At 65.3% G+C, this 12,441-nt stretch carries 16 protein-coding genes; 10 read left to right on the top strand and 6 right to left on the bottom strand.

Annotated elements, in window-relative coordinates:
• The 7 genes from LDO54_RS33370 to LDO54_RS33340 all read left to right on the top strand — a co-directional run.
• A partial coding sequence (locus tag LDO54_RS33370; RefSeq protein WP_224016638.1) for a serine hydroxymethyltransferase occupies nucleotides 1–725 on the top strand: 725 nt, incomplete at its 5' end.
• Nucleotides 726–743: 18 nt separating this feature from the next.
• Nucleotides 744–1,226 carry a transcriptional regulator NrdR gene (gene nrdR, locus LDO54_RS33365; RefSeq protein WP_224016313.1) on the top strand — a complete coding sequence of 161 codons (483 nt, stop codon included), beginning with the start codon at nucleotides 744–746 and terminating at the stop codon, nucleotides 1,224–1,226.
• A gap of 211 nt (nucleotides 1,227–1,437) precedes the next feature.
• Nucleotides 1,438–1,974, top strand: coding sequence for a GspH/FimT family pseudopilin (locus LDO54_RS33360; RefSeq protein ID WP_224016311.1), 537 nt, complete (start codon nucleotides 1,438–1,440; stop codon nucleotides 1,972–1,974).
• The gene (locus LDO54_RS33355; protein ID WP_224016309.1) at nucleotides 1,971–2,399 is read left to right on the top strand and encodes a type IV pilus modification PilV family protein; all 429 of its coding nucleotides are present in this window, start codon (nucleotides 1,971–1,973) and stop codon (nucleotides 2,397–2,399) included. The genes LDO54_RS33360 and LDO54_RS33355 overlap by 4 nt, the downstream gene beginning before the upstream one ends.
• Nucleotides 2,396–3,202: a PilW family protein gene (locus LDO54_RS33350; RefSeq protein WP_224016306.1), complete on the top strand. Its 807-nt coding sequence runs from the start codon at nucleotides 2,396–2,398 to the stop codon at nucleotides 3,200–3,202. Before LDO54_RS33355 ends, LDO54_RS33350 begins: the two co-directional genes overlap by 4 nt.
• Nucleotides 3,199–3,735: a pilus assembly PilX family protein gene (locus LDO54_RS33345; RefSeq protein ID WP_224016303.1), complete on the top strand. Its 537-nt coding sequence runs from the start codon at nucleotides 3,199–3,201 to the stop codon at nucleotides 3,733–3,735. The genes LDO54_RS33350 and LDO54_RS33345 overlap by 4 nt, the downstream gene beginning before the upstream one ends.
• A 22-nt stretch (nucleotides 3,736–3,757) precedes the next feature.
• A complete protein-coding gene (locus tag LDO54_RS33340) occupies nucleotides 3,758–4,186 on the top strand; it encodes a type IV pilin protein (RefSeq protein ID WP_224016301.1) in 429 nt (142 codons plus the stop codon).
• Between the two features lie 47 nt (nucleotides 4,187–4,233).
• Here the strand turns inward: LDO54_RS33340 and LDO54_RS33335 are convergent, their stop codons facing one another.
• The 3 genes from LDO54_RS33335 to LDO54_RS33325 form a co-directional block, all read right to left on the bottom strand.
• Nucleotides 4,234–4,713 carry a DUF3318 domain-containing protein gene (locus LDO54_RS33335; protein WP_224016298.1) on the bottom strand — a complete coding sequence of 160 codons (480 nt, stop codon included), beginning with the start codon at nucleotides 4,711–4,713 and terminating at the stop codon, nucleotides 4,234–4,236.
• A 106-nt stretch (nucleotides 4,714–4,819) separates the two neighbouring features.
• On the bottom strand, nucleotides 4,820–5,206 hold the full coding sequence (locus LDO54_RS33330; protein WP_224016294.1) for a phage holin family protein: 387 nt from the start codon (nucleotides 5,204–5,206) through the stop codon (nucleotides 4,820–4,822).
• A gap of 368 nt (nucleotides 5,207–5,574) precedes the next feature.
• Nucleotides 5,575–5,877, bottom strand: a complete 303-nt coding sequence (locus LDO54_RS33325; protein WP_027817793.1) for a DUF883 family protein — start codon at nucleotides 5,875–5,877, stop codon at nucleotides 5,575–5,577.
• Nucleotides 5,878–6,272: 395 nt separating this feature from the next.
• On the opposite strand from LDO54_RS33325, the gene LDO54_RS33320 reads away from it, so the two are divergent.
• Nucleotides 6,273–6,911, top strand: a complete 639-nt coding sequence (locus LDO54_RS33320; protein WP_224016291.1) for a peroxiredoxin — start codon at nucleotides 6,273–6,275, stop codon at nucleotides 6,909–6,911.
• 109 nt (nucleotides 6,912–7,020) lie between these two features.
• Here LDO54_RS33320 and LDO54_RS33315 read toward each other — a convergent pair whose 3' ends face one another.
• Nucleotides 7,021–8,211, bottom strand: coding sequence for an acyl-CoA dehydrogenase (locus tag LDO54_RS33315; RefSeq protein WP_224016289.1), 1,191 nt, complete (start codon nucleotides 8,209–8,211; stop codon nucleotides 7,021–7,023).
• Nucleotides 8,212–8,330: 119 nt separating this feature from the next.
• Here LDO54_RS33315 and LDO54_RS33310 point away from each other — a divergent pair, with 119 nt between their 5' ends.
• A complete protein-coding gene (locus tag LDO54_RS33310) occupies nucleotides 8,331–9,149 on the top strand; it encodes an IclR family transcriptional regulator (protein ID WP_224016285.1) in 819 nt (272 codons plus the stop codon).
• A gap of 103 nt (nucleotides 9,150–9,252) precedes the next feature.
• Here the strand turns inward: LDO54_RS33310 and LDO54_RS33305 are convergent, their stop codons facing one another.
• Entirely contained in the window at nucleotides 9,253–10,482 is a 1,230-nt protein-coding gene (locus LDO54_RS33305; protein ID WP_065065236.1) for an argininosuccinate synthase, read from the bottom strand.
• Nucleotides 10,483–10,601: 119 nt separating this feature from the next.
• The gene (gene argF, locus LDO54_RS33300) at nucleotides 10,602–11,531 is read right to left on the bottom strand and encodes an ornithine carbamoyltransferase (RefSeq protein WP_224016284.1); all 930 of its coding nucleotides are present in this window, start codon (nucleotides 11,529–11,531) and stop codon (nucleotides 10,602–10,604) included.
• Nucleotides 11,532–12,051: 520 nt separating this feature from the next.
• On the opposite strand from argF, the gene LDO54_RS33295 reads away from it, so the two are divergent.
• Entirely contained in the window at nucleotides 12,052–12,399 is a 348-nt protein-coding gene (locus tag LDO54_RS33295) for a DUF3579 domain-containing protein (protein ID WP_224016281.1), read from the top strand.
• Nucleotides 12,400–12,441 lie beyond the last annotated feature (42 nt).

Here is a 12,441-nt window from a genome sequence, read left to right as displayed (position 1 = left end):
CATCGGCGTTCGCGCTGCGTATCGACTTCGAGCGCATCGCCAAGGTCGCCAAGGCCGTCGGCGCGTACTTCATGGTCGACATGGCGCACTACGCGGGCCTGATCGCCGCGGGTGTCTACCCGAACCCGGTGCCGTTCGCCGACTTCGTCACCACGACCACGCACAAGAGCTTGCGCGGCCCGCGCGGCGGCGTGATCCTGATGAAGGCCGAGCACGAGAAGGCCATCAACTCGGCGATCTTCCCGGGCATCCAGGGCGGTCCGCTGATGCACGTGATCGCGGGCAAGGCCGTCGCGTTCAAGGAAGCCGCGTCGCCGGAATTCAAGACCTATCAGCAGCAAGTGGTCGAGAACGCGCGCGTGCTGGCCGAAACGCTGGTCAAGCGCGGTCTGCGTATCGTCTCGGGCCGCACGGAAAGCCACGTGATGCTGGTCGATCTGCGCGCGAAGAAGATCACCGGCAAGGCGGCGGAAGCCGTGCTGGGCGCCGCGCACATCACCGTGAACAAGAACGCGATCCCGAACGACCCGGAAAAGCCGTTCGTCACCTCGGGTATCCGTCTGGGTTCGCCGGCGATGACCACGCGCGGCTTCGGTGTGAAGGAAGCCGAGCAGGTCGGCAACCTGATCGCCGACGTGCTGGAGAACCCGGAAGACGCAGCGACGATCGAGCGCGTGAAGGCGCAGGTCGCCGAGCTGACGAAGCGCTTCCCGGTCTACGGCTAAGCTCAGCGTCGAGCCAGTATGCGCTGCCCCTTCTGCCGGCATGAAGACACGCAAGTCGTCGACTCGCGCGTGTCCGAGGACGGCGCCGCGATCCGGCGCCGCCGCCGCTGCCCGGCCTGCGACAAGCGTTTCACGACGTACGAGCGGGTCGAGCTGGCGATGCCGGCGATCGTCAAGAAGGACGGCAGCCGCACGGAATTCGACCGTCGCAAGATCATGGCGAGCATGCAACTGGCGCTGCGCAAGCGGCCCGTTGCTGCCGACGCGATCGACGCGGCGGTCGCCCGTATCGAATACCAATTGCTCGGTAGCGGCGAGCGCGAGGTGCGCAGCGAGCGCCTCGGCGAGCTCGTGATGGGCGAATTGCGCGAACTCGACAAGGTCGCGTTCGTGCGTTTCGCTTCTGTCTACCGGCGCTTCGAAGACGTCTCCGAATTCGAGGACGTGATCGAGGAATTCCGCCGCGCGGGCGGTGCTGCAACGCCGCCGAAAAAGGGTTGAACGCGCGCGCCTTGCCCGCGTTTCCCGCCTGACTGTCGTTCCCATCGTTCCCATCGTTCCCATCGTTTTCTCCCTGTCGTTGCTGCCGTCGTTCGTGACGCTTGCATTGTCGCGAGCCGAACGCGTGCGCAACAGCTAGCCGTTCGGCTAATTGTTCCGGTTTCGTTTCATCTCTAGAGTGATTGCAATCCCCAATCGATCAGGATTGCAGATGAAATGCGCCGGCTTCACCTTGCTCGAAACCCTGGCCGTGATCGCGCTGTTCGCGATCTGCGTCACGGCTGTCGCTCCGGTATTCGTGGCGTGGCGCGTGCGCGACCAGGTGGACGCGCGCGCGAACGCCTTGCTCGGCACCTTTTCCTACGCGCGCAGCGAGGCGATCCGGCGCAAGGCCCGCATCACGGTTTGCCGGATCGATGCGGCGCGTCACTGCCTTGCCACGGGCAAGGCCTGTCCGTCCGGGCTCGCCGACTGGTCGTGCGGCTGGGCGGTCGTGGCCGAACAGGCGGGCGCGAGCGTGCTGCTGCGCGCCCAGCCCGCGCTCGACGAAATCGCCATCGCTTCCACGCTCACCGCACTCACGTTCACACCGCCCGCCGGACAGACCATCGGCAGCCTGCGCAATTTCGATATCGCGCCGCGTGTCGCCACTGTGTCGACGCGTGGCGCGGCGTGGCGCCGTTGCCTGCGCGTGGCGGCGGGCGGCCGCGCGCGCGTGAGCGAGGGTGCATGCGGAGCGGCGTCATGAGCGCGCGAGATATTAATCGCCGCGTGCGCGTGTCGGCGCGCGGCGCGGCGTTGCTCGAAGTCGTCATCGCGATGGCGCTCATGACGATGTGCGGCCTCGGTCTGCTGAATGCCCAGTTGGGGCTCGCGCGGCATGCGATGGCGTCGGCGGCGCGCACGCGGGCGGCGTTCGTGGCCGATGCACTCGCCGAAGCCGCACGGACCGGTGCGCCGGCGTCCGACCTGTGGAAGTCGCGTGCATCCACGCTCTTGCCGGATGTGCGTATCACGGTGACGAGCGCGGGCGGCGCGGCCTCGCTGGCGACGCTCACGTGGACGGCCTCGCGCGACGAAGCCGCGCCCGATGCGCAACAGGCCGCCGCGGAATGCGAGAGCGGAGGCGAGCAGACGCGGCGCGCGTGCTTCTCGCTGGGGTTTGCGAAATGAAGCGCGCGTTCCGGTACGCACGAGAGCGAAAGGCGAGCGGCCACACGCTGCTCGAATTCACGATCGCGGTTGCGTTGAGTCTCGTGGTCGTCGCGGGTGCGCTGGCCGCCTATCGTTCGCAGCGCCAGGCATTCGCGTGGAGCGCCGACGCCGCGCGTATCCACGAAGCGGGCGTGAACGCGCTGATGCTGATCGGCGAGCAGATCCAGATGGCGGGCTTCGTCGCGGCCGATGCGCCGGGGCAGCTGGCCGGACCGCCGGTGTTCGGCTGTGCGGGTGGCCGGGTCGGCGGCGCGGACGCCAATCCGACCTGCGAAGTGCTCTCCAACCGCTCGGACGGACTCGCGTTGCGTTATCAGGGCGACGGCGAATCCACGTGGCTATCGACGAACGGACAGGTCACCGACTGCCTCGGGCAAGCCGTCGGCGCCAACGGCAGCGAAGTGCTCAACCGTTTTCATGCGAAGGCAAGCAGCTCGACCGGCGAGCCTGAACTCTACTGCGAGGGCTCCGGCAAGGTCGGCACGGCACAGCCTTTGGTGGAGGGCGTCGAACGCCTGCGGCTGCGCTACTGGCTCGCTGGCGCGGCCCAGGCACTCGATGCCTCGGCGCTCGCGCGCGACCAGTGGGGCTCGGTGATCGCCGTCGACCTGTGCGTGCTCGTGCGAGGCGCGCCGCTGGCGCGTCGTATGCGTTACGTCGATTGCGACGGCGCGAGCGTCATGCCCACCGACGGCCGCGCGCGCCAGGCCTTCTGGCGGCACGTCGCCGTGCGTAACGTGCTGTCGATGTCGTCGTCATGATGCGCGCGGCGAGTGGTGAGGGGCTGCATCGTGCGCGCGAGCGCGGTGTTGCGCTGCCGGTCGTTCTGGTGATCGTGTCGATGATGCTCGTCACGTCGGCGGCGTGGTTCGAGTCGTCGCTATTCGAGGCGCGCAGCGCGGCGGGCATGGCCGACCATCTGCGGTCGTTTCATGCCGCCGACGCCGCGCTCGTCGCGTGCACGCGAGCGCTGATCGGCGGAACTGCGGTCGCGCCAGTTACGCCTGCGCAGTCGGGCGAACCGACCGGCTGGAAGCGTCGCGAGACTTTCGAGGCGCAAGCCGCGTCGCCGCTTTCGTCGTGGCCAGGCGCGACGCGGGCGCCGCAATGCCTGGTCGAGGCGTGGCGCATCGCAACGCGTCCCGAGGCGCGCGCGTATCTCGTCACGGCACGCGGTTACGGCGCGACGGAGAACGCGCAGAGCTGGTTGCAGATGCAGGTCGTATTCGATGGTTCGCGAGGCGAAAGTCGGGTCGAGCAGCACTGGCGGCGCGTCGTCACGCGGCCATTCTGACGGCACGGAACGAGGAGGGGAGATGACACGCAACGGTCGCGCGTTCACGTTGCTCGAACTGATGATCGCGCTGGCGGCGGCGGCGATTGTCGCGGCGTTTGCGTTGCCGGGCTGGCGCAATCAGATCGCGCGCGGTCATCGGATCGACGCCGCAGCAGCGCTCTATCGCGCGGCGCAATTCGTGGATGCGCAAAGTCCATCGGTGGCGGCACTGCCGTCGGGCATGGATCAGGCGCCGCCTGCGGGACGCGCGGTCTATCGGCTCAAGCTGTTGCCGGGCGACGATACGAACGGCGGCTACGCGATCGCGGCCGCGCCGGTCGAGAGCGGGCCGATGCGCGACGACGCGTGTGGAACGTTCCTGCTGGATGCGGCCGGCGCGCGCGGCAACCGCATCGGCGGGGCGGACGCGGGCGCGGCGCTCGTGCGCGACTGCTGGAGGGATCGATGAACGCGCGCGGAGTGATCGCGAGCGTGATGGGGAAAATCAGGCGGAAATCAGCCCGTGAGGTCGTCTTCTTCGGTGTAGCGGCGCGAGCCGCCTTGCGGCGCGCCGCGCTGACGGCGCACCTGCTGCCAGATGCGCCAGGCTTCCCACGCCGTGAAGGCGAGGCCGCCCCACTTGATCACGGGACGCGCAGCCGAAGCGACGCTGTCGCGCAGCGGTTTGGCGAGCACGAGCGAGGCCAGCGAACTCAGCAACGGATATTGCTTGAGCAGGCCGCCGAGTCCAGCACCGAGTCCTCCGGCGCTTGCGGCGCCAGTCGCACCGGCGAAGCCCGGCACGAGAAAGCGCAGCCAGCTGAAGTGCGTGACGGCCTCGCGCAACTCGACGACCGACTCGGCCATTTCGGCACGCTCGACGCTGGCGCGCACGATCAGCAGCTCTTTGCGCAGCGCGCGCAATTGCGGCGTGGACAGGTCGCGGCCACGTGCGCGCGAGGGGCGGAAGGCGTTATCCGGTCGAGGTTGGCTCATGGCTTCGATTGGCGGCGAGTAGTGGTCAAAAACCGGGTGGTCAAAACCCGGTTGGTCAAAACCGGGACGAACGCGGGCGGATGCGGCTGCGCGCGCGAACGTGAATCTACGGTTTGCGAAGGATCTCGCGGTCCTTCTCGAATTCTTCGAGCGTCGCCTGGAACACCAGCGGCGCATCGCGCAGTCCCTGACGCGCCTTGAACGCGCAGATCAGCGCAGCGAGGGCATAGACGAGCGTGATGGCGGCCAGGGCCTGCCAGCGCCAGGTGTCCCAGAACGCGATGGCGATCAGCGCGGTGAGGGCGATCAGCGCCATGGTCGCGAGCATCATCGCGGCCAGGCCGAGAAACAGCACGGCGAGCAGGCGCTCCTTTTCTTCGGCCAGCTCGATGCCGATCAACTCGAGCCGCGTCTGGATGATCGCGAACGCGGAGCCGAGAAGACGGCGCACCGGTCCATGTTCGTGTCGCTGCGAATGAGTGTCTGTCGTCATGGCGAGGGCGGGTGGCTCCGGCGTAGGGACGTACGCCGCTGACTTGGGCGGCTGCGCACAACCAACGGTTAAATGCTTAAGCGGGCAAACGGCTTATGCGGCTTAACGGCCTGGCGACTGCGCAACCGGGGTGACGCAAGGATTGCGCCCAGAAAAGACAGGCCGGTGCGGTGCACCGGCCTGCCGGCTAACGAATCTGCTGACGCTGTCGCGAGGCGAGCTGTTGCGACGCGCGTGCCAGGGCCAGCGGATGAGCCGTGCAATCGCCGCGCTCCGGCGCGTGTCCGGGCGCGTTGATGGCAGGCTCACGCCCTATGCTGGCCGCGGCGCGCGGGGCAAGCCGCCCGACCGTGCCGGGTTCGTCGTACTTACTTACGGTTGATCAGCAAGCCAACCAGCACGCCCACACCTGCGGCGATGCCGATCGACGTCCACGGATGTTCGTGAACGTAGTCGTCGGTGGCGCGTGCCGCCTTCTTGCCTTTCTCGACCACGACGACCTGAACATCGGCCGCCTTTTCCTTCGCCTGCTTCAGGCGTGAGAGGGCCGTTTCGCGCAGCTCCGAAGCTCGTTCGCCGGTGGCGCTCGCCGCTTGCTTGAGCAGGTCCTCGGCATCCGCGAGGACGGTTTTGATATCGGACATCAGCCTCTCCTTATTGACCTCTGACATTGACTGGCTCCCATCGTGTCACATCACGCGTGAATCGTAACAAAGATACGGGCGCTGGCAAGCGTGACGCGCCGCCACGACGCCTGAATTCGCACGATTTGTACCCGCGAACACCGCGCGAAGGTTGGTGAACCCGCATTTGCGCTGCGTTTGCGCTGTGTTCGCGTCGCGCCCGACGGACACGAAACGCAAATGACGAATGATGATGGAGTTGATCTGGCACGTAAAGTTTCCACCACTCTTCTCAAAATTACAAAAATTCATACCGGTCTGACCCGATGTTTGTTCGGGCGCACGCTGCCGCCCTGTATGCTTGAATGTCTATATCGAGTCTCTTGATCAACCCGGCGGTTCGCGCCGCGCGCCGCCTCACCACGTCCAAAGGAAACCGCACCATGAGCCTACGTCTTGGCGATACCGCACCCGACTTCGAGCAGGATTCGAGCATTGGTCGCATCAAGTTCCATGACTGGCTCGGCGACAGTTGGGGCGTGCTGTTCTCGCATCCGGCCGACTTCACGCCGGTGTGCACGACCGAGCTTGGTTTGACGGCGAAGCTCAAGGACGAATTCGAGAAGCGCAATGTGAAGACGATCGCGCTGTCGGTGGATAGCACCGAGTCGCACAAGGAGTGGATCAAGGACATCAACGAGACCCAGGCGGCCAACGTCGGTTTCCCGATCCTCGCGGACGGCGACCGCACGGTCTCGACGCTCTACGACATGATCCACCCGAACGCGAGCGAAACGTTCACGGTGCGCTCGCTGTTCGTGATCGATCCGAAGAAGAAAGTGCGCCTCACCATCACGTATCCGGCGAGTACGGGTCGTAACTTCGACGAAATCCTGCGCGTGATCGACTCGCTGCAGCTCACGGACAACTATCAGGTCGCCACGCCCGGCAACTGGAAGCAGGGCGAAGACGTGGTGATCGTGCCGTCGCTGAAGGACGAGGACGTCATCAAGCAAAAATTCCCGAAGGGCTACAAGGCGCTGCGTCCGTATCTGCGTCTCACGCCGCAGCCGAACAAGTAAGCGCTGCCACGCAGACGCTGCAAAAGCAAAACGCCGCACGTTGGTCGAACGTGCGGCGTTTTTTTATGCGCTCACGACAGCGCAGCGTGCGTTGGCTTCGAAGCGGCGCTCAGAAGAACGCCTGAATGCCCGTTTGCGCGCGGCCGAGGATCAGCGCGTGGATGTCGTGCGTGCCCTCGTAGGTGTTCACGACTTCGAGGTTCACGAGGTGACGCGCCACGCCGAACTCATCCGAGATGCCGTTGCCGCCCAGCATGTCGCGCGCGAGACGCGCGATGTCGAGCGACTTGCCGCACGAGTTGCGCTTCATGATCGACGTGATCTCGACGGCCGCCGTGCCTTCGTCCTTCATGCGGCCCAGACGCAGGCAGCCTTGCAGGCCGAGCGTGATTTCCGTCTGCATGTCGGCGAGCTTTTTCTGAATGAGCTGGTTCGCGGCGAGCGGGCGGCCGAACTGCTTGCGGTCGAGCACGTACTGACGTGCCGTGTGCCAGCACGACTCCGCCGCGCCCAGCGCGCCCCAGGCGATGCCGTAGCGCGCCGAATTCAGGCAGGTGAACGGACCGCGCAGGCCCTTCACGCCCGGCATGATGTTTTCTTCTGGCACGAACACTTCGTCGAGCACGATTTCGCCCGTGATCGAGGCGCGCAGGCCCACCTTGCCGTGGATCGCGGGCGCCGACAGACCCTTCCAGCCTTTCTCCAGGATGAAGCCGCGGATGTCGTCCTTGCCGTCTTCCTCGAGCTTGGCCCAGACCACGAACACGTCGGCGATCGGCGAATTCGTGATCCACATTTTCGCGCCCGAGAGCGAGTAGCCGCCGTTGACCTTCTTCGCGCGCGTGACCATGCTGCCCGGATCGGAGCCGTGATTCGGCTCGGTCAGCCCGAAGCAGCCGATCCACTCGCCGCTCGCGAGCTTCGGCAGGTACTTCTGCTTTTGCGCTTCCGAGCCGAATTCGTGGATCGGCACCATCACGAGCGACGACTGCACCGACATCATCGAGCGATAGCCCGAGTCAATGCGCTCGACTTCGCGCGCGATCAGGCCGTAGGCGACGTAGTTCAGACCCGGGCCGCCGTACTGTTCGGGGATGGTCGGGCCGAGCAGGCCGATTTCGCCCATCTCGCGGAAGATCGCGGCGTCCGTCTTTTCGTGACGGAACGCTTCCACCACGCGCGGCGCGAGCTTGTCTTGCGCGTAGGCGGCAGCGGCGTCGCGCACCATGCGTTCGTCTTCGGTGAGCTGCTGGTCGAGCAGCAGCGGATCTTCCCAATGGAACTGGGCGTGTGCGGCCATGGTGTCTCTCCTTCTCTTTTACTCTCGTAACCTCGAAATGGGCAATTTGCGCTTGACTTTGGTTCCGCTAAGCGGAACAATGTTTTGCAAATTGACTTTAGTGTATCACTAGCCCGCTTATGTCTGCATCTGAAATGAACGCCTCGTCATCGTTTGCGACCGCGTTGGCGTCGGGTCCGGTCGACGAGCGCAAGTTCGTCGTGGCGCTCGCGCGCGGGCTTGAATTGCTGCGCGCGTTCCGGCCCGGCGAGACGCTGCTCGGCAATCGCGATTTCGTCGAGCGCACGGGGCTGCCCAAAGCCACCGTCAACCGGCTCGCCTACACGCTGACCGTGCTCGGCTATCTGCGTTTCGACGAGTCGCTGGGCAAATATGCGCTCGACGCCGGTGTGCTGTCATTGGGCTTCGCGCTGTTGTCGGGCACCGATACGCTCGAGCTTGCTCGGCCTCATCTGCGCGCGTTTGCGCGGGAAGTGGGCGCGGCGGTGTCGCTCGGCTGCCGCGACGGGCTCGACGTCATCTATCTGGAGACGATCCGCAGCGAAACGGCGCTCACGCTCGGTCTCGCGTCCGGCTCGCGGTTGTCGATGCTGACGAGTTCGATGGGGCGCGCCTATCTGGCGGTGCAGCCGCTCGACGTGCGCGCGGCGCTGTTCGCGGAGCTGGAAAAGGCCGCGGGCGCGGAGGGCGCGGCGCTGGTGGAAGCCGCGAAGCGCGAGATCGAGACCTTCGGCAAGGAGGGCGTCTGCTATTCGTTTCGCGACTGGCACGAGGACGTCAACGCCGTCGCGGTGCCGTTTCGCGAGCCGCGCGAACGGCGCTGGCTGGTGCTCAGTTGCAGCGGACCGGCTTCGTCGATGGGGCCGGAGGTGTTCCGCGAACGCGTCGCGCCGCTGCTGAAATCGCTCGCGCGACGCCTGGGCGAAACCGTGCAGTAACGCTGTAGTCACGCTTCAGCGCGCAGGATCCGGACGAAAAAAAACCGCCCCGAAGGGCGGTTTTTTCATGACGCGACGCAAGTCGCGATCAAGCGGCGAACGCTTACTTGCCGCGTTGACGGCGTGCGTTCTCAGCGATGCGCATGCGCAGCGCGTTGAGCTTGATGAAGCCGCCGGCGTCGGCCTGGTTGTAGGCGCCGCCGTCGTCGTCGAAGGTCGCGATGGTCTTGTCGAACAGCGTGTCCTTCGAGTCGCGCGCGACGACCGAGACGCCGCCCTTGTAGAGCTTCACGCGCACCCAGCCGTTGACGTTCTTCTGCGTGTGGTCGATCAGCACCTGCAGCGCCTGACGCTCCGGCGCCCACCAGTAGCCGTTGTAGACCAGCGAGGCGTAGCGGGCGAGCAGGTCGTCCTTCAGGTGCGCGACTTCGCGGTCGAGCGTGATCGATTCGATGCCGCGGTGCGCCTTGAGCATGATCGTGCCGCCCGGCGTTTCATAGCAGCCGCGCGACTTCATGCCGACGTAGCGGTTTTCGACCAGATCCAGACGGCCGATGCCGTGCTTGCCGCCGAGGCGGTTCAGTTCCGTGAGGATCTCGGCCGGCGTCATGCGCTTGCCGTTGATCGCGACCGGGTCGCCGTGCTCGTATTCGATGTCGACGAATTCGGCGGCGTCCGGTGCCTGTTCCGGCGACACCGTCCAGCGCCACATGTCTTCCTCGGCTTCCGCCTTCGGGTCTTCGAGGTGGCGGCCTTCGAACGAGATGTGCAGCAGGTTCGCGTCCATCGAGTAGGGCGCGCCGCCCTGGCGGTGCTTCATGTCGATGGGGATGCCCGCGTTTTCCGCGTAGGCGAGCAGCTTTTCACGCGAGAGCAGATCCCATTCGCGCCACGGGGCGATGACCTTGATGCCCGGTTCGAGCGCGTAGTAGCCGAGTTCGAAGCGAACCTGGTCGTTGCCCTTGCCGGTCGCGCCGTGCGAGACGGCTTGCGCGCCGGTCGCGCGGGCGATTTCGATCTGGCGCTTGGCGATCAGCGGACGGGCGATCGAGGTGCCGAGCAGATATTCGCCTTCGTACAGCGCGTTGGCGCGGAACATCGGGAACACGAAATCACGGACGAACTCTTCGCGGAGGTCGTCGATGAAGATGTTTTCCTGCTTGATGCCCAGTTGGAGCGCCTTCTTGCGCGCCGGCTCGAGTTCCTCGCCCTGGCCGATGTCGGCCGTGAACGTGACGACTTCGGCGTCGTAGTTATCCTGCAGCCACTTCAGGATGACGGAGGTATCGAGGCCGCCGGAGTAGGCGAGCACGACTTTCTTGATATCGCTCATGGTGAATCCGTAACGGGTGAGATCTGTGCGCATCGGCGGCCCCGACGCGCGGAAAACAGTATTTTGACACCAAACGGGCCGCGCGCCGCGCTTTCGCTGCGGTGCGCGGCGCTGAGGTGTTAGTGGTTCAGGCGGCCGAGCAGCAGGAATTCCATCAGCGCCTTCTGGACGTGCAGGCGGTTTTCCGCCTCGTCCCAGACCACGCTCTGCGGGCCGTCGATCACTTCGGCGCTGACTTCCTCGCCGCGGTGCGCGGGCAGGCAGTGCATGAACAGCGCGTCGGCGTTGGCGCGCGCCATCATTTCCTTGTCCACGCACCAGTCGGCGAAGGCCTTCATGCGCGCTTCGTTTTCGGCTTCGAAGCCCATGCTGGTCCACACGTCGGTGGTCACGAGATCCGCGCCCGCGCAGGCTTCGTTCGGATCTTCGAACACTTCGTAGAACGGCTTGCTTTCCGGTGCGACGAGGGCCTGATCGAGCTGATAGCCCGGCGGCGTGGAAATGCGCAGCTTGAAGCCGAGAATTTCCGCGGCTTCGATCCACGTGTACAGCATGTTGTTGGCGTCGCCGACCCACGCCACGGTCTTGTCGCGGATCGGACCGCGATGCTCGTAGAACGTGAAGATGTCGGCCAGCACCTGGCAAGGGTGATATTCGTTCGTCAGACCGTTGATGACCGGCACGCGCGAGCTTTCCGCGAAGCGGCGGATGATGTCCTGGCCGAACGTGCGGATCATGATGATGTCGACCATGCGCGAGATGACCTGCGCCGAATCCTCGATCGGCTCGCCGCGGCCGAGCTGCGTGTCGCGCGTGTTCATGAACACGGCGTGGCCGCCCAGCTGGAAGATGCCCGCTTCGAACGAGAGACGCGTACGCGTGGAGCTCTTTTCGAAGATCATCGCCAGCGTGCGGTCGTGCAGCGGGTGATAGGTCTCGTAGTTCTTGAATTTGCGCTTCAGGATGCGCGCGCGCTCCAGCACATATTCATAATCGTCAAGGGAGAAATCCTTGAACTGCAGGTAATGGCGTATGGTCCGGGAGGTCATGAAACGAAAACGGCGCCCGATCCGGCCTCGAACTGCAGGATTGGGCCGGCGACGCCGCTGCGGTTGGTGGTAAGTCAATGCAGCATAAAGGATTTTGCGCATTTTGACGAGTCGCGCAAAACGGCCGGCCGATGGGCAGTGAGGGCGCTGCTTCGGCGGACGGCAACGTTTCGACACATCGTTGAGGACCTTGTGTGCGGTGCGTCAAAAGAGCTGCTGCGCTATAATCTTGTCGATTTCTCAGGCACGACGGCGGGCTTTCGGCGTATCACGCAAGGCCCGCGGGAGCGGCCTGTGCGTGGGTCCCCTGCGTCTTGCATAGCGAGACGTTGCGCGGGCCGACATGCGCGGTCGGCTGTTCCCCTTTCCATCGGATTGTCCTTGCGCGCGGCCATCGGGCGAACCGTCCGGGGCTGGAGACCCGCGAAAGCAGCGCGAAAAGCGCGAACGGCGGCGCGCTCGTGCCCTTGTTTCAGCCGCACGAAATACGCGGCGCCGCGCAGTTACACAGGACCCTTACATGGCCGACGAAGCTCCTACCGAATACTTCATTCAAGGCATCACCAGCAAGGGGAAGAAGTTTCGACCGAGCGACTGGTCGGAGCGTCTGGCAGGCGTGATGTCGAGCTTCGGCCCGAAAGCGTCGGCCAACGCGCGCGGACCGAACGCCTATTTGCGCTATTCGCTCTACGTGCGGCCGACCATGATCGGCGATCTCAAGGTGGTGGTGCTCGACTCGCGTCTGAAGGACATCGAGCCGATGGCCTTCAACTTCGTGCTGAATTTCGCGAAGGACAACGATCTCGTGGTGACCGAGGCGTGCGAACTGCCGCACGATCACGCGACGCAGCAGGGTAGCGGCCGCTGATCGCCGCGCTACCGCTCATTGCGAATGACCCGCTTCGGCGGG

This window comes from Paraburkholderia tropica, from assembly GCF_914484835.1.
Classification (GTDB): domain Bacteria; phylum Pseudomonadota; class Gammaproteobacteria; order Burkholderiales; family Burkholderiaceae; genus Paraburkholderia; species Paraburkholderia tropica_A.
Note: the sequence above shows the minus strand (reverse complement) of the source record. Positions and strands in the feature narration are given on the sequence as shown.

Excerpts from the sequence above, each read along its gene's own strand:
- LDO54_RS33330 (WP_224016294.1), bottom strand. The coding sequence starts at position 5,206 with ATGACGACAGACACTCATTCGCAGCGACACGAACATGGACCGGTGCGC.
- LDO54_RS33315 (WP_224016289.1), bottom strand. The coding sequence starts at position 8,211 with ATGGCCGCACACGCCCAGTTCCATTGGGAAGATCCGCTGCTGCTCGAC.
- LDO54_RS33360 (WP_224016311.1), top strand. The coding sequence starts at position 1,438 with ATGAAATGCGCCGGCTTCACCTTGCTCGAAACCCTGGCCGTGATCGCG.
- LDO54_RS33340 (WP_224016301.1), top strand. The coding sequence starts at position 3,758 with ATGACACGCAACGGTCGCGCGTTCACGTTGCTCGAACTGATGATCGCG.
- LDO54_RS33350 (WP_224016306.1), top strand. The coding sequence starts at position 2,396 with ATGAAGCGCGCGTTCCGGTACGCACGAGAGCGAAAGGCGAGCGGCCAC.
- LDO54_RS33335 (WP_224016298.1), bottom strand. The coding sequence starts at position 4,713 with ATGAGCCAACCTCGACCGGATAACGCCTTCCGCCCCTCGCGCGCACGT.
- LDO54_RS33305 (WP_065065236.1), bottom strand. The coding sequence starts at position 10,482 with ATGAGCGATATCAAGAAAGTCGTGCTCGCCTACTCCGGCGGCCTCGAT.
- LDO54_RS33345 (WP_224016303.1), top strand. The coding sequence starts at position 3,199 with ATGATGCGCGCGGCGAGTGGTGAGGGGCTGCATCGTGCGCGCGAGCGC.
- LDO54_RS33295 (WP_224016281.1), top strand. The coding sequence starts at position 12,052 with ATGGCCGACGAAGCTCCTACCGAATACTTCATTCAAGGCATCACCAGC.
- argF (WP_224016284.1), bottom strand. The coding sequence starts at position 11,531 with ATGACCTCCCGGACCATACGCCATTACCTGCAGTTCAAGGATTTCTCC.
- LDO54_RS33320 (WP_224016291.1), top strand. The coding sequence starts at position 6,273 with ATGAGCCTACGTCTTGGCGATACCGCACCCGACTTCGAGCAGGATTCG.
- LDO54_RS33355 (WP_224016309.1), top strand. The coding sequence starts at position 1,971 with ATGAGCGCGCGAGATATTAATCGCCGCGTGCGCGTGTCGGCGCGCGGC.
- LDO54_RS33325 (WP_027817793.1), bottom strand. The coding sequence starts at position 5,877 with ATGTCAGAGGTCAATAAGGAGAGGCTGATGTCCGATATCAAAACCGTC.
- LDO54_RS33310 (WP_224016285.1), top strand. The coding sequence starts at position 8,331 with ATGTCTGCATCTGAAATGAACGCCTCGTCATCGTTTGCGACCGCGTTG.
- nrdR (WP_224016313.1), top strand. The coding sequence starts at position 744 with ATGCGCTGCCCCTTCTGCCGGCATGAAGACACGCAAGTCGTCGACTCG.